At 68.7% G+C, this 20,895-nt stretch carries 20 protein-coding genes and 1 pseudogene; 10 read left to right on the top strand and 11 right to left on the bottom strand.

Annotated elements, in window-relative coordinates:
- Positions 1 to 78: 78 nt before the first annotated feature.
- From ACFWUQ_RS08355 to ACFWUQ_RS08340, 4 genes are all read right to left on the bottom strand, one after another.
- Positions 79 to 669 carry a malonic semialdehyde reductase gene (locus ACFWUQ_RS08355; protein ID WP_384534604.1) on the bottom strand — a complete coding sequence of 197 codons (591 nt, stop codon included), beginning with the start codon at positions 667 to 669 and terminating at the stop codon, positions 79 to 81.
- Positions 670 to 766: 97 nt separating this feature from the next.
- On the bottom strand, positions 767 to 991 hold the full coding sequence (locus ACFWUQ_RS08350) for an exodeoxyribonuclease VII small subunit (protein WP_384534601.1): 225 nt from the start codon (positions 989 to 991) through the stop codon (positions 767 to 769).
- Positions 992 to 1,088: 97 nt separating this feature from the next.
- Positions 1,089 to 2,300 (bottom strand): exodeoxyribonuclease VII large subunit, encoded by a 1,212-nt coding sequence (xseA, locus tag ACFWUQ_RS08345; RefSeq protein WP_384534598.1) that lies wholly within the window; start codon positions 2,298 to 2,300, stop codon positions 1,089 to 1,091.
- 33 nt (positions 2,301 to 2,333) lie between these two features.
- A complete protein-coding gene (locus ACFWUQ_RS08340; RefSeq protein ID WP_384534595.1) occupies positions 2,334 to 3,806 on the bottom strand; it encodes an APC family permease in 1,473 nt (490 codons plus the stop codon).
- 86 nt (positions 3,807 to 3,892) lie between these two features.
- Between ACFWUQ_RS08340 and ACFWUQ_RS08335 the strand changes: the two genes are divergently transcribed.
- A complete protein-coding gene (locus ACFWUQ_RS08335; protein WP_384534592.1) occupies positions 3,893 to 4,897 on the top strand; it encodes a 4-hydroxy-3-methylbut-2-enyl diphosphate reductase in 1,005 nt (334 codons plus the stop codon).
- Between the two features lie 21 nt (positions 4,898 to 4,918).
- The gene (gene ppgK, locus ACFWUQ_RS08330) at positions 4,919 to 5,656 is read left to right on the top strand and encodes a polyphosphate--glucose phosphotransferase (RefSeq protein WP_384534589.1); all 738 of its coding nucleotides are present in this window, start codon (positions 4,919 to 4,921) and stop codon (positions 5,654 to 5,656) included.
- Between the two features lie 102 nt (positions 5,657 to 5,758).
- Here the strand turns inward: ppgK and ACFWUQ_RS08325 are convergent, their stop codons facing one another.
- Complete coding sequence (locus ACFWUQ_RS08325) at positions 5,759 to 6,097, bottom strand: DUF6542 domain-containing protein (RefSeq protein WP_384534587.1); 339 nt, start codon at positions 6,095 to 6,097, stop codon at positions 5,759 to 5,761.
- A gap of 312 nt (positions 6,098 to 6,409) precedes the next feature.
- On the opposite strand from ACFWUQ_RS08325, the gene ychF reads away from it, so the two are divergent.
- From ychF to ACFWUQ_RS08305, 4 genes are all read left to right on the top strand, one after another.
- Positions 6,410 to 7,498, top strand: coding sequence for a redox-regulated ATPase YchF (ychF, locus tag ACFWUQ_RS08320; protein ID WP_384534584.1), 1,089 nt, complete (start codon positions 6,410 to 6,412; stop codon positions 7,496 to 7,498).
- Positions 7,499 to 7,882: 384 nt separating this feature from the next.
- On the top strand, positions 7,883 to 9,640 hold the full coding sequence (locus tag ACFWUQ_RS08315) for an N-6 DNA methylase (RefSeq protein ID WP_384534582.1): 1,758 nt from the start codon (positions 7,883 to 7,885) through the stop codon (positions 9,638 to 9,640).
- On the top strand, positions 9,637 to 10,845 hold the full coding sequence (locus ACFWUQ_RS08310; RefSeq protein WP_384534580.1) for a hypothetical protein: 1,209 nt from the start codon (positions 9,637 to 9,639) through the stop codon (positions 10,843 to 10,845). Before ACFWUQ_RS08315 ends, ACFWUQ_RS08310 begins: the two co-directional genes overlap by 4 nt.
- Positions 10,845 to 13,991: a type I restriction endonuclease subunit R gene (locus ACFWUQ_RS08305; RefSeq protein ID WP_384534578.1), complete on the top strand. Its 3,147-nt coding sequence runs from the start codon at positions 10,845 to 10,847 to the stop codon at positions 13,989 to 13,991. The genes ACFWUQ_RS08310 and ACFWUQ_RS08305 overlap by 1 nt, the downstream gene beginning before the upstream one ends.
- A 13-nt stretch (positions 13,992 to 14,004) precedes the next feature.
- Here the strand turns inward: ACFWUQ_RS08305 and ACFWUQ_RS08300 are convergent, their stop codons facing one another.
- Both ACFWUQ_RS08300 and ACFWUQ_RS08295 read right to left on the bottom strand, forming a co-directional pair.
- On the bottom strand, positions 14,005 to 14,412 hold the full coding sequence (locus ACFWUQ_RS08300; protein WP_384534576.1) for a PIN domain-containing protein: 408 nt from the start codon (positions 14,410 to 14,412) through the stop codon (positions 14,005 to 14,007).
- Complete coding sequence (locus ACFWUQ_RS08295; RefSeq protein ID WP_014048106.1) at positions 14,409 to 14,684, bottom strand: hypothetical protein; 276 nt, start codon at positions 14,682 to 14,684, stop codon at positions 14,409 to 14,411. Before ACFWUQ_RS08295 ends, ACFWUQ_RS08300 begins: the two co-directional genes overlap by 4 nt.
- A gap of 50 nt (positions 14,685 to 14,734) precedes the next feature.
- Here ACFWUQ_RS08295 and ACFWUQ_RS08290 point away from each other — a divergent pair.
- Positions 14,735 to 14,902: pseudogene (locus tag ACFWUQ_RS08290) on the top strand (type II toxin-antitoxin system prevent-host-death family antitoxin); the annotation flags it as partial.
- Positions 14,903 to 14,963: 61 nt separating this feature from the next.
- Here ACFWUQ_RS08290 and ACFWUQ_RS08285 read toward each other — a convergent pair.
- From ACFWUQ_RS08285 to ACFWUQ_RS08275, 3 genes are all read right to left on the bottom strand, one after another.
- A complete protein-coding gene (locus ACFWUQ_RS08285; RefSeq protein ID WP_384534574.1) occupies positions 14,964 to 15,227 on the bottom strand; it encodes a type II toxin-antitoxin system RelE/ParE family toxin in 264 nt (87 codons plus the stop codon).
- Positions 15,220 to 15,489: a type II toxin-antitoxin system Phd/YefM family antitoxin gene (locus ACFWUQ_RS08280; protein WP_055621811.1), complete on the bottom strand. Its 270-nt coding sequence runs from the start codon at positions 15,487 to 15,489 to the stop codon at positions 15,220 to 15,222. The genes ACFWUQ_RS08285 and ACFWUQ_RS08280 overlap by 8 nt, the downstream gene beginning before the upstream one ends.
- 72 nt (positions 15,490 to 15,561) lie before the next feature.
- Positions 15,562 to 16,146 carry a Uma2 family endonuclease gene (locus ACFWUQ_RS08275; protein WP_384534571.1) on the bottom strand — a complete coding sequence of 195 codons (585 nt, stop codon included), beginning with the start codon at positions 16,144 to 16,146 and terminating at the stop codon, positions 15,562 to 15,564.
- A gap of 200 nt (positions 16,147 to 16,346) precedes the next feature.
- Here ACFWUQ_RS08275 and ACFWUQ_RS08270 point away from each other — a divergent pair, with 200 nt between their 5' ends.
- The 3 genes from ACFWUQ_RS08270 (at position 16,347) to ACFWUQ_RS08260 (ending at position 19,753) form a co-directional block, all read left to right on the top strand.
- Positions 16,347 to 17,576 carry an alpha/beta hydrolase gene (locus ACFWUQ_RS08270; RefSeq protein WP_384534569.1) on the top strand — a complete coding sequence of 410 codons (1,230 nt, stop codon included), beginning with the start codon at positions 16,347 to 16,349 and terminating at the stop codon, positions 17,574 to 17,576.
- A gap of 294 nt (positions 17,577 to 17,870) precedes the next feature.
- Positions 17,871 to 18,965: an alpha/beta hydrolase gene (locus ACFWUQ_RS08265; protein ID WP_384534567.1), complete on the top strand. Its 1,095-nt coding sequence runs from the start codon at positions 17,871 to 17,873 to the stop codon at positions 18,963 to 18,965.
- Positions 18,914 to 19,753: a trypsin-like serine peptidase gene (locus ACFWUQ_RS08260; RefSeq protein ID WP_384534565.1), complete on the top strand. Its 840-nt coding sequence runs from the start codon at positions 18,914 to 18,916 to the stop codon at positions 19,751 to 19,753. Before ACFWUQ_RS08265 ends, ACFWUQ_RS08260 begins: the two co-directional genes overlap by 52 nt.
- A 31-nt stretch (positions 19,754 to 19,784) precedes the next feature.
- On the opposite strand, the gene ACFWUQ_RS08255 is transcribed toward ACFWUQ_RS08260, so the two are convergent.
- The gene (locus ACFWUQ_RS08255) at positions 19,785 to 20,720 is read right to left on the bottom strand and encodes an EamA family transporter (protein WP_384534563.1); all 936 of its coding nucleotides are present in this window, start codon (positions 20,718 to 20,720) and stop codon (positions 19,785 to 19,787) included.
- Positions 20,721 to 20,895: the final 175 nt, after the last annotated feature.

The following is a 20,895-nucleotide window of genomic DNA, read 5'->3' as shown; positions in this document are numbered from 1 at the left end:
CCGGGATCCCGGGGCGGGCGGCTTCGTACATCACGCGTCACACGGTGCGGCGACGCGGTGCGGCGCCTGTGCGGCGGCTCAGACCGTGGTGATGACCTGGTCGAACTCCAGGCGCGGGGAGCGCGGGAACGTGCCCTCCGTGCCCGGCTTGCCGATGTTGACGACCATCAGCGGGGTGTGGTCGGCGTCCAGGAACTCCTTCTGGATGCCGGCGAAGTCGGCACCGGTCATCGGGCCCGCGGCCAGGCCGGCGGCGCGGATGCCGATGATGAAGTACGCGGCCTGCAGCGCGGCGTTGAGCAGCGCGGACTGCTCGCGCACCGGGCGCTCCGAGAAGAACGCGTCCTTCGCCTGCGGGAAGTGCGGCAGCAGGTGCGGGAGCTCCTCGTGGAACTCGTTGTCGGCGGCCAGGATCGCGACCAGCGGCGCGGTGGCGGTCTTGGCGTCGTTGCCCGCGGCCATGTGCTTCACGAGGCGCTCGCGGGCCTCGGGGGAGCGGACCAGGGTGATACGCAGCGGGGTCTGGTTGAAGGCGGTGGGACCGTACTTCACCAGGTCGTATATCGCCTGGACCTGCTCCTCGGTCACCGGCTCGTCGGAGAACGAGTTGGCGGTGCGGGCCTCACGGAACAGGAGGTCCTGGGCGGCGGAGTCAAGAACGAGAGACATCGGAAAGCCTTCTTCCATACGGAGGTGAAGCGATGTCCCCGACTGTACGGCGAAAGTAGGTGAACTTTCAACTATCTCCGGTTCCGGGTGACCGGGATCACTCCCCGCCCCCCTCGGCCGCGTCCCGCTCGGCCAGTGCCGAGTCCAGCCGCGCCCTGGCGCCCTCCAGCCAGTGCCGGCACACCTTCGCCAGCTCCTCGCCCCGCTCCCAGAGCGCGAGCGAGTCCTCCAGCGAGGTCCCACCGGCCTCCAGCTTGCGGACGACCTCGATGAGCTCGTCCCGCGCCTGCTCGTACCCCAGCGCCGATCCGGCCTCTGTCATTCCCTCATCCATCCTCTGCGTGTCGTACGACGAACGTGTTGCGGCGGTACGGCGTCACACGGGGCGGCTCCCGCGTGCGGCGCCCGGTCGGCGGGCGCTACTCCGGGGCCACCCGTACGGAGAACGCGCCCTCCGCGACCCGGGCGCGCAGCACGTCGTCCGCCGACACCTCCCCGGGCGAGCGCACCACGTGCCCGTCGGCCCGCTGGAGCACCGCGTACCCGCGCTCCAGGGTGGCGGCCGGCGACAGCGCGACCACCCGGGCGAGGGTGTGGCCGAGCTCGGAATCGGCCCGGTCCAGCAGATGCCCGAGCGTGCGGCGGCTGCGCGCCAGCAGCGCGTCCAGCTCGTCCTCGCGGCTCTCCACCATCCGCCGCGGATGGACGAACACCGGCCGGCCGAGCGCGTGCGACAGCCCCCGCTCCTCCCGGTCGAGCAGCCCGCGGACCGCCCGCAGTGCGCGGCCCTGGAGCTGGCGCACGCGCTCCAGCTCCTCACCCACGTCCGGGACGACCTTCTTCGCCGCGTCCGTGGGCGTCGAGGCCCGCAGGTCGGCCACCAGGTCCAGCAGCGGTGAGTCGGGCTCGTGGCCGATCGCCGAGACCACCGGGGTGCGGGCCGCGGCGACGGCCCGTACGACCTGCTCGTCGGAGAAGGGCAGCAGATCCTCGACGCTGCCGCCGCCGCGGGCCACGATGATCACGTCGACCTCGGGCAGGGCGTCGAGCTCCTGGACCGCCCGGACCACCTGGGGCACCGCGTGCACCCCCTGGACGGCGACGTTGCGCACCTCGAAGCGCACCGCCGGCCAGCGGCGCCGGGCGTTCTCCAGGACGTCCCGCTCGGCGGCCGAGGCCCGCCCCACCACCAGCCCGATCAGCTGGGGCAGGAAGGGCAGCTCCTTCTTGCGGTCCGCCGCGAACAGCCCCTCGGCGGCCAGGGACCGCTTGAGCCGCTCCAGGCGGGCGAGCAGCTCGCCGATGCCGACCGGCCGTATCTCCGTGGCCCGCAGGGACAGCTGCCCGCGCGGGGCGTACCACTCCGGCTTGGCCAGTACGACGACCCTCGCGCCCTCCGAGACCGCGTCCGCGACCTCGTCGTAGACCTGCCGGAAGCAGGTCACGCTCACCGAGATGTCGTGCGAGGGGTCGCGCAGCGTCAGGAAGACCACCCCCGCCCCCGGCCGCCGCGAGAGCTGCGTGATCTGCCCCTCCACCCACACCTGGCCGAGCCGCTCGATCCAGCCCCCGATGAGCCGGGACACTTGGCCTACCGGCAGCGGCGCCTCGGCCGACGTATTCAGTCCCATGCACGCAGGCTAACGGGCGCGGCTGACAGCGTCTCAGGCCCCGGGGCGGGTGTCGCGCACCGGCGGGTCCCCGCCGGCGCCCTGTCCGGCCGGTCCGGCGCCCGGTCCTCCGCCCGGTCCGGCGCCCGGTCCGCCCCGGTTCGCGCCCCGCGGGTCGCCGCCGGTCCGGCCGCGCTGTACGAACAGCAGCGCCAGGCCCACCGCCAGCCACACCGCCCCCACCAGCTGCGCGGTCCAGGAGGCCTCGACGATCACCGCCACCGTCACGACCGCGCCGAGCAGCGGGGCCACCAGGTGCTTCCCCCAGTGCGGCGCGCCCCCGCGCCGCTTGACCACGAACCAGCCGATCACCGAGGCGTGCAGCAGGGTGAAGGCCACCAGGGCCCCGACGTTCACCACGGAGACCAGGTGGTCCAGCCCGTCGTCGCGCCGGGCCGCCCACACGGCGGCGACCAGCGTCACCGTCGCCGCCACCAGCAGGGCGGGACGCGGCGTCCCGCCCGAAGTGCGGGACAGGGCGCGCGGCAACCGCCCCTCGCGGGCCATCGCGAACAGCAGCCGGCCCGCCGCCGCCTGACCGGCCAGCGCCGCGAACGCCGCCCCGATCGCCTTGCTGACCGCGACCAGGTCGTGCAGCCAGGGGCCCACCGAGGACTCCACGGAGTTGTAGAAGGCCGGCCCCTGCAACGCCGGATCGGCCGCCAGCTCGGCCGCGGAGACGGGGGTGAGCAGCGCCGCCAGGTAGGTCTGCGCGAGGAACAGCACGCCGGTCAGGCCCAGGCAGAACAGCACCGCCCGGGCCACCCGCTCCGATCCCCCCGTCACCTCCTCGGCGAAGGAGGCGATGGCGTCGAAACCGAGGTACGAGAGCACGGCGACCGACACCGCGCCGAGCACGGCGGCGAGGGAGAAGCCCAGCGAGCCGTCGCCGGTCAGCGGGGAGAGCCAGCCGCGCTGCGCCCCGTCGCGGACCAGCACCGTCACGGCGGAGACCAGGAACACCAGCAGGACCAGGACCTCCATCGCCAGCACGGCGAAGCCCACGCGCGCGGCCGCCCGTACGCCCCGCAGGTTGAGCAGCGTGGTGACCCCCACCGCCAGGGCCGTCCACACCCACCGGGAGACCTCCGGCACCAGGGCGTTCATGGCGATCCCCGAGAACAGGTACGCCACGGCCGGGATCAGCAGGTAGTCGAGCATCGCCATCCAGCCCGCGATCAGCCCCGGACCCTCACCGAGCCCCTTGCGGGCGTACGTGAAGACGGAACCGGCCTGCGGGGCCACCCGCACCATCTGGGCGTAGCTGTAGGCCGTGCAGGCCATCGCCGCCGTCGCGACGAGGTAGACGAGCGCCACCGCCCCGTGGGACCTGGCGTCCAGCGTGCCGAAGACCCCGACCGGCGCCATCGGGGCGATGAAGAGGAGCCCGTAGACGACCAGATCCCGGAATCCGAGGCTCCGCCGCAGGGCGGCGGGCGGGGTACTGGAATCCGTCACGGACGCCATCGTTCCTCCGGGGGGCGGTCGGCACGGCCATCCGAACCAGTCTGTGCCGAGCGGGCGACCGCGGGCCTCCTGGAGACCCCCGTACGATGGAGACCATGACTGCTCCCGCCCCCGCTCCCGCTTCCCGTCGCGTTCTGCTCGCCGCCCCCCGCGGCTACTGCGCGGGTGTGGACCGAGCCGTGATCGCTGTCGAGAAGGCCCTCCAGCAGTACGGCGCGCCGGTGTACGTCCGGCACGAGATCGTGCACAACAAGTACGTCGTCCAGACGCTGGAGAAGAAGGGCGCGATCTTCGTCGAGCGGACGGAGGAGGTGCCGGAGGGCTCCATCGTGATGTTCTCCGCGCACGGCGTCGCGCCGGTGGTGCACGAGGAGGCGGCGCGCGGCAAGCTCGCGACGATCGACGCGACCTGCCCGCTGGTCACCAAGGTCCACAAGGAAGCCATCCGCTACGCGAACGAGGACTTCGACATCCTCCTCATCGGCCACGAGGGCCACGAGGAGGTCATCGGCACCTCCGGCGAGGCCCCCGACCACATCACGATCGTGGACGGCCCGGACGACGTGGCGAACGTCGAGGTGCGCGACGAGTCGAAGGTCGTCTGGCTGTCGCAGACCACCCTCTCCGTCGACGAGACGATGGAGACGGTCGACGCCCTGAAGACCAAGTTCCCGCTGCTCGTCTCGCCGCCCAGCGACGACATCTGCTACGCCACCTCCAACCGCCAGGCGGCCGTCAAGGTGATGGGCGCCGACTCCGACCTGGTCATCGTCGTCGGCTCCAAGAACTCCTCGAACTCCATCCGGCTCGTCGAGGTCGCCCTGGACGCCGGCGCGCGCGCCGCCCACCTCGTCGACTTCGCGAGCGAGATCGACGAGGCCTGGCTGGAGGGCGTCACCACGGTCGGCCTGACCTCGGGCGCCTCGGTGCCGGAGGTGCTCGTCGAGGAAGTCCTGGAGTGGCTGACCGTGCGCGGCTTCGCCGATGTGGAGATCGTCAAGACGGCCGAGGAGTCGATCGTCTTCTCGCTCCCGAAGGAACTGCGCCGCGACCTGCGGGCCGAAGCCGCCGAACTGGTCGCCGACAAGTAACTCGTTTCGTACCGTATGTCCATGCAGATCATGGGTGTGGACATCGGTGGTTCCGGAATCAAGGGCGCTCCGGTCGATCTCGACCGGGGCGATCTGGCGCAGGAGCGCCACAAAGTACTGACACCGCAGCCGGCCACCCCCGACGGGGTGGCCGGCTGCGTCGTCGAGGTGGTACGCCACTTCGACTGGGACGGCCCCGTCGGGGTGACCTTCCCGGGCGTGGTCACGGGCGGCGTCACCCGGTCGGCGGCCAACGTCGACAAGGGGTGGATCGGCCAGGACGCGGCGGGCCTGCTCTCGCGGGAACTGGGCGGGCTGCCCGTCACGGTCCTCAACGACGCGGACGCCGCGGGCATCGCCGAGATGACCTACGGCGCCGGGCGCGGGCGGGGCGGCACGGTCATCCTGCTCACCCTGGGCACGGGCATCGGCAGCGCCCTGTTCACGGACGGGCACCTGGTGCCCAACTCGGAGCTCGGCCACCTGGAGCTCAAGGGGCACGACGCGGAGACGCGCGCGTCCGTGAAGGCGAAGGAGGACCACGAGCTCACCTGGGAGCGCTGGGCGCACCGGCTCCAGCAGTACCTCGCACACGTGGAGATGCTGTTCTCGCCGGACCTCTTCATCATCGGCGGCGGCGTGAGCCGCAAGCCGGAGAAGTTCCTGCCGCTGATCGAGGGCATCCGGGCCGAGATCGTGCCGGCCAGGCTCCAGAACAACGCGGGGATCGTCGGCGCGGCCATGGCGGCGAAGCACTAGGCCGTCTGCGGCCGCCCGGCCGCCCGGCCGCCCGGGCCGTCCGCGACGCGGGAGCGGCGGTCTTCCCGGCGGGTCAGGCGGTTCGCCCGCCCGGCCCGCGGGTCAGGCGGTCCGCCTGGGGGGCAGCCGCCGCTTCCCGATGTCCACGGCCTTGCGCACGACGGCGATCAGGGCGGCCGCCAGCGTGCCCGCGTACAGCCAGCCGGCGTGCAGGGACAGCGCGGACACCAGCCCCATCAGCTGGCCGCCGAACCCGCCGGAGCCGCCCGAGATGGGCCAGACGCCGACCGCGAAGGCGATGGGGACGCTGATCGGGGCGGTGACCAGGTCGGCGGGCCGCACCCACAGGGCGGTGGCCGCCGCGACCGGCAGGAAGAGCAGCCCGTAGGCGAAGAGCGAGGAGCCGAACAGCAGCCAGGCGATGCCCGCGGCCACCACCATGCCGGCGCAGGCGAACAACCCGCCGCCCAGGCCGGTCAGCCGGGGCCGGGGCAGCCGCCGCGCGAGGGGGGCCCGCCGCGGACCCCGCGCGGGCAGGGGCGCGGCCGCGCTCGGGCGGCCGCGCTGCGCAGGGGGTCGCTGCGGGTGAGGGGCCGGTCGCGTCCTGTATCGCTCCACGGTCCCAAAGTAGGCCGCCGGGCCGCGGTACGGGGCACCGGACACGCGTACATCCAGCCCCACTCATCGGAAAGTAAACTGTCCGACGGCCCACTCCCGGGCCGCCGCCCCCTCCAGCTACGGGAAGTCGCCAACGTGTCGCTCACGATCGGAATCGTCGGCCTGCCGAATGTCGGCAAGTCGACCCTGTTCAACGCCCTGACCAAGAACGACGTGCTGGCGGCCAACTACCCGTTCGCCACGATCGAGCCGAACGTCGGCGTCGTCGGCGTCCCGGACTCCCGTCTGGCCGTCCTCGCGGGCATCTTCGGCTCGCAGAAGGTCCTCCCGGCGACGGTCGACTTCGTCGACATCGCGGGCATCGTGCGCGGCGCCTCGGAGGGTGAGGGCCTGGGCAACAAGTTCCTGGCGAACATCCGCGAGTCCGACGCGATCTGCCAGGTCATCCGCGCATTCAAGGACGAGAACGTCGTGCACGTCGACGGCAAGGTCTCGCCGAAGGACGACATCGAGACGATCAACACCGAGCTGATCCTCGCCGACCTCCAGTCCATCGAGAAGGCGGTGCCGCGCCTGACGAAGGAGTCCCGCCTCCAGAAGGAGAAGGTCGCGGTCCTCGCCGCGGTCGAGAAGGCGCAGAAGATCCTGGAGGAGGGCCACACCCTCTTCTCCCGCGGCATCGCGAAGGGCACGGAGCAGGGCGACCTCCTCCACGAGCTCCACCTGCTGACCACCAAGCCCTTCCTGTACGTCTTCAACGTGGACGAGGACGAGCTGACGGACGACGCCTTCAAGGCGGAGCAGTCCGCGCTGGTCGCCCCGGCGGAAGCGATCTTCCTGAACGCCAAGCTGGAGGCGGACCTCGTCGAGCTGGACGACGAGGAGGCCCTCGAACTCCTCCAGTCGGTCGGCCAGGACGAGCCGGGCATGGCCACCCTCGGCCGCGTCGGCTTCGCCACCCTGGGCCTGCAGACGTACCTGACGGCGGGCCCGAAGGAGACGCGCGCCTGGACGATCAAGCAGGGCGCCACCGCCCCGGAGGCCGCCGGCGTCATCCACACGGACTTCCAGCGCGGCTTCATCAAGGCCGAGGTCATCTCCTTCGCCGACCTGGTCGCCTGCGGCTCGGTCACCGAGGCCCGCGCGAAGGGCAAGGCCCGCATGGAGGGCAAGGACTACGTCATGCAGGACGGCGACGTGGTGGAGTTCCGCTTCAACGTGTAGTGGATGACGTACCATCACGTTGCTGATCTGGCAAACGTGCAGTTCAGGAGGGGTTCGACTCTCTGGAGTCGGACCCCTTGGTTTTCCCCGTGCTGGGATGGTGCTGGGATGGCTGACCCCTCGTCACCTGTCATCACCCCTGCTCGTCCCTACCGTGCTGGGATTGCGCTGGGATGTGGATGGGTTGCCGGTGCTGGATTCCACTCCGGTGAGCCTCCGTGATTACGGAGTTCGATCGTCGTGGGGAGCGCAGCCTGCCGCGCCCGGTAGCTGCGCGGGCTGATCGGTAAGAGCCGGTTGAGGGGCCATGGCTGAACCATGGGACGGCGGCTGCTATCTCTGCCAAAGTGATCGGTACTGCTAGACGATTCTCGTGAGGAACCTGTGAGCACGCTCGGTAGCTTCATCTGGTCAATCGCTGACCAGCTTCGGGGCCCCTACCGCCCCAACCAGTACGGGACGGTGATCCTCCCGTTCACGATCCTGAGACGGCTCGACTGCGTACTCGAGCCGGACCGCGCGACCGTACGGGAGCTGGCTGCGAGGTACGAGAACCCGAATCGGCTCAAGATTGAGGTCAAGAAGGCCACGGGGCGGACGTTCTACAACACCTCGAACTACGAGTTCGCGAACCTGTTGGCCGATGCGGACGGGCTGGCGGACAACCTCGCCGAGTACATCGACCGGTTCTCCGCCGACGTGGACGTGTTCGAGTACTTCGACTTCAAGAAGGAGATCCTGGCCCTGGAGAAGGCCGGGCTCTTGCGAGAGATCGTCAAGTCCTTCGGCGCCGTCGACCTGCATCCCAAGATGGTGTCCAACGCAGACATGGGGGATGCGTTCGAGTACATCATCCGCAAGTTCAATGAGGCCGCGAACGAGACCTCCGGAGACCACTACACGCCGCGCGACGCGATCCGGCTGCTGGTCGACCTGCTGTTCGCGGAGAAGGACGTCGACCTCACCGAGGGCAGCATCATCCGGTCGCTGTACGACCCCACCGCCGGCACCGGCGGCATGCTGTCCCTGGCCGAAGAGCACCTGCTCGCGCAGAACCCTGAGGCGAAGTTGAGCCTGTACGGCCAGGAGTACAACCCGCAGTCGTACGCCATCTGCAAGTCCGACCTGCTCGCCAAGGGCCACGACGCGACCAATATTGCCTTTGGCAACACGCTCACCGACGACGCCTTCAAGGGCCGCCAGTTCGACTACTGCATGTCCAACCCGCCCTACGGCGTGGACTGGAAGCAGTATGCCAAGGCGGTAAGAGAGGAGCGCGACTCCGCGGGTCCCTACGGGCGATTTGCCCCCGGTCTCCCACCGACCTCGGATGGGCAGATGCTTTTCCTGCTTCACCTGACTCACAAGATGCGCGCCCCCGAGCACGGCGGCGGTCGGGCAGGGATCGTCATGAACGGTTCGCCACTGACCAATGGAAGGGCTCCAGACCCCAAGAAGCCAAACGAGTCGAGCATTCGTCAGTGGCTGCTTGAGAACGACCTGGTCGAGGCGATCGTCGCACTGCCGACCAACATGTTCTTTAACACTGGCATCGCCACCTACATCTGGATCCTCGACAACACCAAGCACGCTGACCGCAAGGGGCTGGTCCAGCTCATTGACGGCACCTCGTTCTGGACCAAGATGCGGAAAAACCTTGGCGACAAGGGTCGCGAACTCGGCGACGCCGACCGCGCCGAGGTGCTGCGGCTGTACGCGGACTTCACCGAGGCCGACCCCGACTACTCCAAGGTGCTGCGCAACGACGAGTTCGGCTACTGGGCGATCACCATCGAGCGCCCCCTCCTCGACGATGAGGACAAGCCTGTCCACGACAGCAAGGGCAGGTTCAAGCCGGACTCGAAGAAGCGTGAGGTCGAGAACGTGCCCTTCACCTATGGTGGCTCGACCGCTGGTGCGTCCGGCAAGGCCGAGGTTATCCAGGCCTACTTCGACGCCGAGGTGAGGCCGCATGTGCCTGACGCATGGATCGATTGGGCGAAGGTCAGGACCGGGTACGAGGTCCCTTTCACCCGGCACTTCTACAGGTATATCCCGCCCCGCCCGCTCGCCGAGATCGACTCCGATTTGGAGAAGCAGGTCACTAAGATCCTCGACCTCCTCCGCGAGGTGGAAGGGTGACACGCCAGATGCGCGAAACGGGCATCCCGTGGTTCCGAGCCATTCCCGCAGAGTGGGACGCTGTGGCGCTTGGTCGTTTGGCGACTCCTGTGAAGCGAACGAACATCTCAGACGCTCCGTTGCTGTCGCTCTATCTCGGCGAGGGGATCGTTCCGTACAAGGCAGATCGGATCGTTCATGCGACTAGCGAGGATACGTCCGCATATCAACTTGTTCTTCCTGGTGACCTTGTCCTGAACAATCAACAGGCGTGGCGAGGGTCCGTCGCGATCTCGCAACTGCGTGGAATCATTAGCCCCGCCTACATCGTCTGCCAGGTGTCACGGCGACTGGACGGGCAGTTTGGTCGGTACCTGTTCGCGTCGTATGCCGCGCGATTTCCGTACGTGGTCTCGTCGCGGGGCGTCGGCGACATTCAGCGCAATCTATCGTGGCAACTGCTCAAGGCACAGGAGTTTCCGCTTCCTCCTACCGAGGAGCAGCGGGCCATTGCTGACCACCTGGACCGCGAGACCGTCCGTATCGACACGCTCATTGAGGAGCAGAAGCGGCTCGTAGAGTTGCTCCGCGAACGGCGTGAGGCAGAATACGATGCTCTCCTGGGGTCGCCATCTGAGGCACGTCAAACAACCGTCAAGCGCGTGCTGCGACCACTGTCACGTCCCGCAGTGGCGGGGCTCGGCGTTGTGACCGCCTACCGGGATGGCGTTGTGACCCTTCGCAGCAACCGCAGGGAGGAGGGCTACACCTTTTCCAACAGCGAGAGTGGCTACCAAGAGATTCGATCGGGCGACCTCGTGTTCCACGCCCTCGACGGCTTTGCGGGCGCGGTTGGAGTGTCCGACAGTCACGGTAATGCGACGCCGGTCTATCACGTGTGTGAAGCCATCACTGGGGACGATCTGGCGTATATCGCCCATCTTCTCCGCTACCTGGGGCGCAGCGGCTTCCTTGCAACGCAGGCCCCGAACGTGCGTGAACGGAGTGTTGACTTCCGCAACTGGGCCACGTTCGGTCGGTTGCCGCTAGCAATGCCGCCGGTCGATGAGCAGCGGCGCATCGCGGCGCATCTCGACGAGCAGACCGCGAAGGTCGATACCCTCATCGCCGAATCGGAGCAATTCATCGAACTTGCCCGTGAGCGTCGGTCGGCACTGATCACGGCGGCGGTGACGGGCCAGATCGACGTACGAGAGGCGGCGTGATGGCCGACCACAACGAGGTGGTCTTCGAGACAGAAATTTGCGAGTACTTGCGGGATCACGGCTGGCTGTACTCGAAGAACGACCGTGACGGTGGCGAGTACGACCGGGAGCGGGCGCTGTTCCCTGCAGACCTGTTCGCGTGGCTGGAGGAGACGCAAAGGGCGGCGTACGAGAAGGCATTGAAGGCGGCGGGCTCGCAGGCGAAGTTCCTCGACGTGCTGACCGCGGCGCTCGACCGGCCACTCGAGCATGGCGGTGGGACGCTGAACATCCTGCGCAATGGGGTGCAGTACATCGGTGGTGGTCGGTTGAAGATGGCACAGTTCCGTCCGGAGACATCGCTCAACGAGACCACGACGGCGCACTACGAGGCGATGCGGGTGCGGGTGGTGCGTCAGGTGTACTTCTCGACCGCCGACCAGCGCAAAATTGACCTGGTGTTCTTCGTCAACGGGCTCCCGGTGGCCACGGTGGAGCTGAAGACTGACTTTACCGAGTCGCTGGACGAGGCGATCAACCAGTACAAGCAGGATCGCACTCCGTTGACGAATGGCCGCCCCGAGCCGTTGCTCTCGTTCGGGCATCGGGCTCTGGTGCACTTCGCTGTTTCGAACAACCTGGCGGCGATGACCACAAGGCTGGAGGGGGAGAAGACCCACTTCTTGCCGTTCAACATGGGCTTCGACAGCGGTGCGGGCAACCCGCCTGGGGCGGACGGACGGTCGGCGACGGGGTACCTGTGGGAACGGGTCTGGGAGAAGCATGCCTGGCTGAACATCATCGGGCGGCTGATGATCGTGCAGACCAAGGAGGAGTGGGACGTCACCACCGGCACGTCGGTGCGGCGTACGAGCATGCTCTTCCCGCGGTTCCACCAGTGGGAGGCCGTCACGAGCATCGTCGAGGCGGTGAAGGAGGAGGGTGTCGGGCAGCGGTACCTGATCGAGCACTCGGCTGGGTCGGGGAAGACGAACACCATCGCCTGGACGGCACACCGGCTGGCGCGGCTGCATGTCGAGGACAAGAAGGTCTTCGACTCGGTCATCGTGGTCGTGGACCGCACCGTGCTCGACTCGCAGTTGCAGGATGCGATCCGACAGATCGACGGCACCGGCAAGATCGTCGCGACGATCAGCCCCGAAGACGTCCGCAAGGCCGGTGCGAAGTCGAAGTCGGGTCTGCTGGCGCAGGCGTTGAAAAACGGTGAGCTGATCATCGCGGTGACGGTGCAGACCTTCCCGCATGCGTTGGACGAGATACGCACCGACGCCGGCCTGAAGGGCAAGCGGTTCGCGGTTATCGCCGATGAGGCGCACTCCTCCCAGTCGGGCCAGATCTCCTCAAAGCTGAAGCAGGCGCTGACAGCCGAGGAGGTCAAGGAGATCGAGGAGGGCGGCGAGGTCGACGTGGAGTCGATCCTGGCCTCGGAGATGACCGAGCGGGCCGAGTCGGAGAACATCTCCTACTTCGCCTTCACCGCGACGCCGAAGAACAAGACGCTGGAACTATTCGGTCGCAAGGGGGCCGACGGCAAGCCGCGCGAGTTCCACCTCTACTCGATGAAGCAGGCGATCGAGGAGGGTTACATCCTCGACGTACTCAAGGGCTACCAGTCCTACGACACCGCATTGAAGATCGCCGGCAAGGCCGAGAGCGGCGACGGAGGAGAGGTCGAGGAAGCCACCGCCCGCAAGGGTCTGATGCGGTGGGTGCAGCTCCACCCGACGAACATCAGCCAGAAGGTGCAGATCATCGTCGAGCACTTCCACGCCAACGTCGCTTACCTCCTTGAAGGCAAGGCGAAGGCGATGGTGGTGACCGACTCGCGCAAGTCCGCGGTGAAGTACAAGCTGGCCATCGACGCCTACATCGCCAGGCGGCGCGCCGAGGACGCGTCGTACAACTACCGTACCCTGGTCGCTTTCTCCGCCGAGGTCGCGATGCCCGAGAACGAGACCTGGCACAGCGACTGGGGCCCGCAGCCCTCGAAGGACGACGAGTTCACCGAGGCCAACATGAACCCCGGCTCCGGGGCTGATCTGGCGGCTGCGTTCAAGGGCGATTCGTACAAGATCATGCTGGTCGCCAACAAGTTCCAGACCGGCTTCGACCAGCCCCTGCTCTCGGCGATGTACGTCGACAAGAAGCTGTCAGGGGTCGCCGCGGTACAGACGCTCTCGCGGCTCAACCGCACTCACCGCACCGCTGGTGGGGAGTGGAAGCGCAAGACATTCGTCATCGACTTCGCCAACAAGCCCGAGGACATCAAGGCAGCCTTCGAGCCGTACTTCAAGAACGCGGCCCTGGAGACCGAGACCGATCCGTACGTCGTTGTTCACCTGGCTAACAAGCTTGCCCAGGCCGGAATCTACACCGAGGACGATGTCCGCAAAGTCGCCGAGCTGTGGGTGACCCGGAAGGGCAACAACGCGCTCTCGGCGGCGATCAGCCCGGCGCAGTACGACTTCCGGCGCCGCTACGCGCGAGCGATCGAGGATGAGGACAAGGTCACGCTCCAGGCGCTCGACCTGTTCCGCAAGGACGTCTCCACCTACGTACGTCTCTATGACTTCATGTCCCAGATTGTCGACTACGGCGACCCCTACATGGAGATGCTCTCGATCTTCCTGCGCCTGCTGGAGAAGGTCATCGCCGAGTCTGCTTGGGCGGCCGACGTGGATCTCTCCGACGTGGTGCTGGTCGGGGTCAAGCACAACAAGGCGATCCCGGTCGACATCTCACTCGTAGGCGAAGGGCAACTGAAGGGCATCAGCGCCGCCGGCACGGGTACGAAGAAGGATCCGAAGTACGTCGCGCTCCAGGTCGTCATAGACAAGATGAATGATCTCTTCGGCGCCGAATCGTTCACCGCATCGCAGATCAGGGAGTTCGTGCAGGGGCTCGTCGAGCGGTTGCTCGCCGACCCGAACCTGGTCAAGCAGACCAAGGCGAACTCCAAGAAGCAGTTCCTGGAGTCACCAGACTTCCAAGCAGCCGTTACGGAGGCAGTCGCAGACAACCAGGACGCCCACAACACGATGGCCGACTACTTCTTCACCGACGGGCCAGCCATCAACGCGATCATCATCGCTCTCGCGGATGCCTTCTACGAAGCAGCAGTCGATCAGCAGGTGGATTCAAGCTGAGTAGATGTCGAGGTCAGACGTCCTTGATCTGCACTTGGTCGCCGCACAGCTTCGACCAGTCGTCGCGATCCGAGGTCAGTACGAGGACGGGTGCCGGGGAGCGGAGCGCCATCGCGGCGACGAGGGCGTCGATGGCGTACTTGTGGCCGTGGAGGCCGCCGGCGTCGCTCAGCAGCTGCACCGCGGTGAGACTGTCCGCCTGGGTGACGTCCTGGACCTGAAGGCGGGAGAGCAGCCAGCGCAGACGGGCGGTATCCATCTTCTCGTAGACGGCTTCCACCACCGTCAGGGCCGACACGAGGACGGGTACGCCCACGCGCCTAGCGGCCTCGATCCGGGTGATCATCTGGCGATCGTTGCGTAGCAGCAGCGACAGCGCCTGGGAGTCGAGCACCAGGGACCTGGCCGCGGGCTCCTTCACGCGGCGCTGTCGTTCGACGCGTAGGGCGCCGGTGCGTCACCGAACAGTTCGCTCTGCGCCGCCTGGACTTCGGCCTCACTCAGCGGCTCGTGCTCGGCTTCGTAGGCGGCCACGATCTCGGCGAGGCCGTCCATGGCGAGCTGATGCCGGACCGCCGCCGTCACGTACGCGGACACACCGCGTTTCCCGGTGCGCGTGCGCAGAGCGCCGAGGAGTTCCGAGGGCATCGAGACGGAGATGTTCTCGGTGCCGCCGGGACGAGGTGACTTCATGGCTGCAAGTCTAGTACAGAAACTATTACAGCGTCGGAGTGCTGGGCGGGTCTGCATCCGGGAACGCCGTGCTCGTCTCCGCCGAGGATCACGCGGTGCTGCGCGAGGGCTCGTACCTGCTGCGCTCTCCGGCGAACGCTCGCCGGCTCCTCAAGGCGCACGAGAACGCCCTGACGAACATCAACGTGTCGGAACGCGAGCTGATCGATCCGGACTCGCTCATCGAGGTCGTCAGGTCGTCATCCTCGCGGCTCGGTACTGCTACTGACGGTGGAGCGGCTACGTGTCGTAGACCGTGGAGCGGTGTCCGATGTGTACGACCCACACCATCAGCTCCCCCTTGTCGATCGTGTAGACGACTCGGTAGTCGCCGATGCGCAGCCGGCGGCGTTCCGGCTGTGACACGAGTGCGGTGGTATTGAAGCCGAGCGGGTCGCTCTCCAGCTCGGTCAGCTTGGCCAGGATGCGTAGCGCCATGTCGCGAGGAATCTTCCGGAGCTCGGCCTGCGCCTCGGGTCGGAAGGCGGTCCGGTACTCATTCACCGCGCGCCAGCGTCTCCCTCATGATGTCCTCGATCGGGATGCCGGGAGCCGGGTTAGCCATGCGCTCGTCGATGATCCGGTTGATCTCGCGCTCTTCCCACTCCTGGTACTTGCGCAGCACCTCGATGGAGACGACGGCGGCGACTTCCTTGCCGCGGCGCGTGATCACCGTCGGCACGTCGTCCCGATCGGCTCGCTCCACTACTTCCGCCAGGTGAGCGCGCACGTCGCGGATGGACTCTGTGGGCAGCGGCTGCGTCATGCGCTCAAGAGTACCGAGTGTGCCATGTGTACACCGCCGCCACCCTCGCCGCTCGGTACCGCTACTGACCGTTCACGCTGTGCTGCGGGGCGGGGTGAGCCCGTCCAGGTCCAGGGTGATTTTGAAGGGCACCGGGCGCTGGAGGGTGCCTCGGAAGATGCCGGCGGGGGCGTAGGCGCCTGTCGGCTCGTCGAGCTCGTAGACGTGGACGACGGGGGCGCCGTCCTCGTCCTCGATGCACCAGTAGTGGGGGATGCCGGCCTCTGCGTACTTGCGGAGTTTTACCGTGCGATCGCGGTGGGCGGACTCGGGGGAGACCACCTCGATGACGAGCCGGACCTCCTCCGGCGCGAAGCAGGTGCGGTCCCCGTCGAAAGCGGCCGTCGTCACCAGCAGGTCCGGCTCGGGACGGTTGCGCGGGTCGAGCTTGATGGTCATCTCGCGGCCGACTCTGCTGTCGGCGGGAACCTGCTCCATGAGTGCGACGGTGAGCATGGTGACGAGGTGGCCGTGCCACCACCGCTGGGGCGACATCATGAAGACGAGGGCTCCGTCGATGAGCTCGGTGTGGCGGGGCGCCTCGGGGAGGCGGTCGAGGTCCTCCGCGAACCAGCCTTCCGCGCGCGGTGGGCGCATCCAGTCGGGCAGTGCGGTCATGGCTTCACGGTAGCGGCTCGCGGGTCGGGCCGGAGCGGCCTCGGTGACCTCCCGGCCCAGGGCCGACGCCCGGTCGGCGTAAGGTTTCCCGGATGTTTTCGTCCGGATGCGGAACTGCGCGGGGGATTCGGACATCAGGACTAAAGGGGATGCCCAGCCGTTCTGCCCTCGGGCAGTCATGACCGTTCGGAGCGAAGTTCGTGCACCAGTACCCGCAGCGCCAGCGGCCTGATGACCAGCAGTCCCAGGAGACCCAGCAGTTGCAACAGTTCGAGCCGGCGCACGAGGAGTACCCGGCCCGGCCCCAGGACGAGTACGCGTACCAGCAGCAGTACGCCGCGCACCCCGGCTACGACGAGCCGGCCCGGCCGCGGGCCCGGTCCCGGCGCGCGATAGGCGTCAGTGCGGCGGTCGTCCTGGCGCTCCTGCTCGGCGGCGGCGGCTTCGCCGCGTGGAAGCTGGACTGGTTCTCCGGCAACGGCGAAGCCGTGAGCTTCGGCACCGCTCCGCCCGCGGTCCCCCCGGAGAAGAAGGCCCCGAGCGCCGCCCCGGCGAAGCCCTCCGGCGACCCGGACGTGCTCATGCCGACCGGCCCGAAGTCGGACTTCAAGCAGACCGCCAAGCTCGACGACGGCACGATCATCGCCAAGACCCGGCTCGCCGGCGCGAAGTCGGGCTTCGAGGGCGACGTATGGGTGTGGGCGCCCAAGGAGTACGACGACCCCAAGTACGCCAAGAGCGGCTTCCCGGTGCTGATCGCGCTCCCCGGCGGCAACGGCTTCCCGTCCAACTACTGGTCGGACCGCAGCCTCGGCCTCCAGAAGGCCATCACCGAGGGCGTCCAGGCGGGTACCAGCCTCCCCTTCGTCGTGGTGATGCCGGTACTGAACCCGGACAACAAGTACTACTACGACGGCTCCGACATACCCGGGCAGGCCAAGATGGGCACCTGGATCGCCGAGGACGTCCCGGCCTTCGCCAAGGCCAACTTCCGCACCTACAAGTCCCGCGACGGCTGGGCCTTCATGGGCTCCTCCTCCGGCGCCTTCGTCGGCATGAAGACCGTCCTCCAGCACCCGGACAAGTTCAAGGCCGTGATAGCCAGCGGCGGCGAGATCGTCCCCGACTCCCCGCTGTGGCGCGGCCACCAGGCGGAGATGGACGCGAACAACCCGGAGAAGCTCGCCAAGAAGCTGATCGACAGCAAGGGCCCCGAGGTCTACATCAACTTCCAGATCGGCACGAAGGAGGGCGGGAAGGAGCGGATGACGAAGTTCCAGGAGCAGTTCGGCAAGGGGCCGGTCAAGACCACCGTCCGCGACATCCAGAACGGCGAGCACAACGGCTGGCACTACGTCCGGGGCATGAAGGAGGGCTCGCTGGAGTGGATCAGCAAGGTGCTCAAGGGGCCGAAGCCCGAAGCCGCCTGAGCGGGGGTGTGCGGGCCGCGGGAGTAGCCGGCCCCTCGGTCCCGAGTGGTCGGCCCGGACGTTCCGAGCGGCAGGCCCGGACGTTCCGAGCGGTCGGCCCGGCCGTCCCGAGCGGTCGGCCCGCAGGCCGGTGCCGCCCGTCCCGCGCCGCCGGTACGCCGGCCTCCCGCGCCACGTCACACCCGTCCCAGGCAACCCATCCGGTCGTTGACACCTCTGTTAAGGGTGTAAGGGGGACCGATCGGTCCGGCCCGCGCTCCCAGGGGGCGCCGGAGAAGGAACGGGACAACATCCGTGCAGCATGACCAGCAAGGCGACGGCGACCCCACGGCCTCGGGCGGCCGTCGCCCCAAGCGCCTGCCCCTGCTTCTGATCAGCGGCGGGCTCGTGCTCGCCCTCGCCGCGGGCGGCGCGACCGCGTACAAGCTCGGCCTCTTCTCCGACATAGGGGATCCGGTCTCCTACGGGAAGGTCCAGCAGAAGGTCGCGCCCGCCACGGACACCGGCGCCGCCGCCAAGCCGGGCATGACCATGCCCACCGGCCCGGCGGCCGAGTTCGTCCGTACCAGCCGGCTGCCGGACGGGACGCAGATCGCCAAGACCACCCTCGTCGGCAAGAAGTCCGGCTTCACGGGCGACGTGTGGGTGTGGGTGCCCAAGGAGTACGACGACCCGAAGTACGCCAAGAGCGCCTTCCCGGTCCTGATCTCCCTGCCCGGCGGCCGCGGCTACCCCAAGAACTACTGGGGCACCGGGCCCGGTCTCGGGCTCCAGCAGGCGGTCAGCGACGGGGTGAAGGCGGGTACGAGCCTGCCCTTCGTCCTCGTCATGCCCGTGATCAACGGCGACACCAAGAACCACTTCGACGGCTCCGACATCCCCGGGCAGCCCCGGATGGGCACCTGGATGGCCGAGGACGTCCCGGATTTCACCAGGGCCAATTTCCGTACCTTCACCTCCCGTGACGGCTGGGCCTTCATGGGCTCCTCCTCGGGCGGGTTCGGCGCCTTCAAGCACGTCCTGAAGCACCCCGACCGCTTCAAGGCGGCCATCGCCAGCGGGGTCGACATCGTCCCCGACTCCCCGCTGTGGAAGGGCGACACGCGGGCGATGGACGCGGACAACCCGGAGAAGCTCGCCGCGAAGCTGATCGCGGCGGGCGGACCGGACGTCTACATCAACTTCCAGATCGGCACCGCGGAGACCGGCCGCGACAAGGCCGAGAAGTTCATGCGCGAGTACGGCAAGGGTCCCGTGCACACCCGGCTCCAGGTGATCCAGGATGGTGAGCACAACGGGAAGTCGTACGTGCGAGGCATGAGGGAGGGCTCCCTGGAGTGGATCAGCAAGGTGATGACGGCACCGACACCCGCGCCCGACGTGCGGTGAGCCCGGTGGTGCGGGGTGCGGCGGCGGCCGTCACCGCGGGGATCGCGGCCGTGTGCGCCGTCGCGTTCCTCCGGGCCCCGGGCGACCGGCCGACGCATCCCTTCCCCACCGTGGGCGTGCTGATGGCGGGCGGCGAGCACTGGTGCACGGCGAGCGTGGTCGACAGCCCGAAGGGCAACGTCGTCGCCACCGCCGCGCACTGCGTGGCCCCGGCCGGCGAGGACGGCAGTCCGGGCGAGGTCGCCCACGACGGGCTGGCCATCGGCGAGCTCGCCTTCGCCCCCGCGTTCTCCGGCGAGGGGGCCGGTACCCAGCCCCTCGGAGTGTGGAAGGTCCGCTCGATCCACGTGGACGACCGCTGGAGCCGGTGGGGCGAGGACACCGCCGACTTCGCCTTCCTCACCGTCGAACGGGACGGGGACGGGCGCAGCGTCCAGGAGGCCGTGGGCGGGCGCGGCGCGGCCCCGAAGCCGGACTGGACCTCCGGGTACGAGCGGGACGTGACGGTCGTCGGCTACCCGGAGTCCGAGCACAACCCGCGCAACGAGCCCGTCGCCTGCACGACGCGGACGGGCCACGACGAGGACGATCCCGACATGCTGTACATGAGCTGCGCCGGCTTCTGGACGGGCACCAGCGGCAGCCCCTGGGTCGCCGACCGGGGCGGGCCGGGACGCCCGGGAAGCCTGATCGGGGTACTGAGCGGCGGGGACACCGACGTGGACTCGACCGCCGCGCTGTTCGACGAGCGGGCGAGGGCGCTGTACGAGCGCGCCGCCCGGGGCTGATCGGCGGAGCCGATCGCCGGCGGCCGCGCCGCTACGCCTTGCGTTCCGTGCTGACGATCAGTCCCACGGCGGCCACCACGATCGCACCGCCGACGAGGAGGGGCCAGGTCAGGGCCTCGTCGAGGATCAGGGCGCCGAGCGCGACGGCCACGACGGGGTTGACGTACGCGTACGTGGCCACCAGCGACAGCGGGGCCGCCTGCAGCAGCCACACGTACGCGGTGAACCCGACGATGGAGCCGATCAGCACCAGGTAGGCGAGGGCCAGCCAGGAGGCGGTGGAGAAGTCCGCCGGGTCCAGGCCGCGGTGCTCGCCGCGCAGCAGGCCGACGAGTACGGCGCCGATGCCGCCGGCCAGCATCTGGTAGGCGCTGCCGGTGAAGGGGTTGGCCGGCAGCGGGATTTTGGACGCCGAGAAGGAGCCCAGCGACCACAGCACCGACGCGGCCAGCACCTGGAGCACGCCGGACAGCCGTACCGCGCCGCTCAGCCCGGGGCTGGTCAGCACGGCGAGCCCCGCGAGGCCGATCAGGACGCCGCCGAGGGTACGCAGCTGGGGCCGGTCACCGGTACTCGCCCGCAGCACCACCAGCCACATCGGCACCGAGGCCACCAGTAGGGCGGCCAGGCCCGAGGGCACCGAGGTCTCGGCGAGTACGACCAGGCCGTTCCCGCCGAGGATCAGCAGCAGGCCGACCAGGACCGTCGAACCGAGCTGCGCGCGGGTGGCCTTCAGCGCGGCGGGCCCGTACCGGAGGGTGACCAGGCCGGCCAGGAGCAGGCCCGCGGTGATGAAGCGGGCTCCGGCGGACAGGAAGGGCGGCATGGTCTCGACGACGATGCGGATGCCGAGGTAGGTCGATCCCCAGACGACGTAGACGAGGGCCAGTGCGGTCCAGACGGCGCCGGTGATTTTGCGGCGCGCGGCGGCGGGGGGTCGGTTGGCGGTGGGGCTTGATGTGCTCATGGCCGGATCCTAGGGTCGTTGGCCTATGCAGGCTTCTGGATTTGGGGGGTGTCTCGCCCCTTGGGCCGTTCGGCCGGGCGGGGCGGGGGCGGGGGGTGGGGCGCGCACGCCCGCCGGGGGCCCGGGGGGGGGGGGGCCCCCCCCCCCGCCGCCCCCCACAACCCGCCGCGGCGGG

The sequence above is a fragment of the Streptomyces sp. NPDC058662 genome (assembly GCF_042716255.1).
Classification (GTDB): domain Bacteria; phylum Actinomycetota; class Actinomycetes; order Streptomycetales; family Streptomycetaceae; genus Streptomyces.
Note: the sequence above shows the minus strand (reverse complement) of the source record. Positions and strands in the feature narration are given on the sequence as shown.

Bases quoted from the DNA above. Each gene is read 5' to 3' on its own strand.
- ACFWUQ_RS08275 (WP_384534571.1), bottom strand. From the start codon at position 16,146: ATGACCGCACTGCCCGACTGGATGCGCCCACCGCGCGCGGAAGGCTGG.
- ACFWUQ_RS08325 (WP_384534587.1), bottom strand. From the start codon at position 6,097: ATGGTGGTGGCCGCGGGCATCGCCTGGCTGCTGTTCGGCTCCTCGCTC.
- ACFWUQ_RS08255 (WP_384534563.1), bottom strand. From the start codon at position 20,720: ATGAGCACATCAAGCCCCACCGCCAACCGACCCCCCGCCGCCGCGCGC.
- xseA (WP_384534598.1), bottom strand. From the start codon at position 2,300: ATGGGACTGAATACGTCGGCCGAGGCGCCGCTGCCGGTAGGCCAAGTG.
- ACFWUQ_RS08355 (WP_384534604.1), bottom strand. From the start codon at position 669: ATGTCTCTCGTTCTTGACTCCGCCGCCCAGGACCTCCTGTTCCGTGAG.
- ACFWUQ_RS08280 (WP_055621811.1), bottom strand. From the start codon at position 15,489: ATGACGCAGCCGCTGCCCACAGAGTCCATCCGCGACGTGCGCGCTCAC.
- ACFWUQ_RS08305 (WP_384534578.1), top strand. From the start codon at position 10,845: ATGGCCGACCACAACGAGGTGGTCTTCGAGACAGAAATTTGCGAGTAC.
- ACFWUQ_RS08350 (WP_384534601.1), bottom strand. From the start codon at position 991: ATGACAGAGGCCGGATCGGCGCTGGGGTACGAGCAGGCGCGGGACGAG.
- ACFWUQ_RS08295 (WP_014048106.1), bottom strand. From the start codon at position 14,684: ATGAAGTCACCTCGTCCCGGCGGCACCGAGAACATCTCCGTCTCGATG.
- ppgK (WP_384534589.1), top strand. From the start codon at position 4,919: ATGCAGATCATGGGTGTGGACATCGGTGGTTCCGGAATCAAGGGCGCT.
- ACFWUQ_RS08335 (WP_384534592.1), top strand. From the start codon at position 3,893: ATGGAGACCATGACTGCTCCCGCCCCCGCTCCCGCTTCCCGTCGCGTT.
- ACFWUQ_RS08340 (WP_384534595.1), bottom strand. From the start codon at position 3,806: ATGGCGTCCGTGACGGATTCCAGTACCCCGCCCGCCGCCCTGCGGCGG.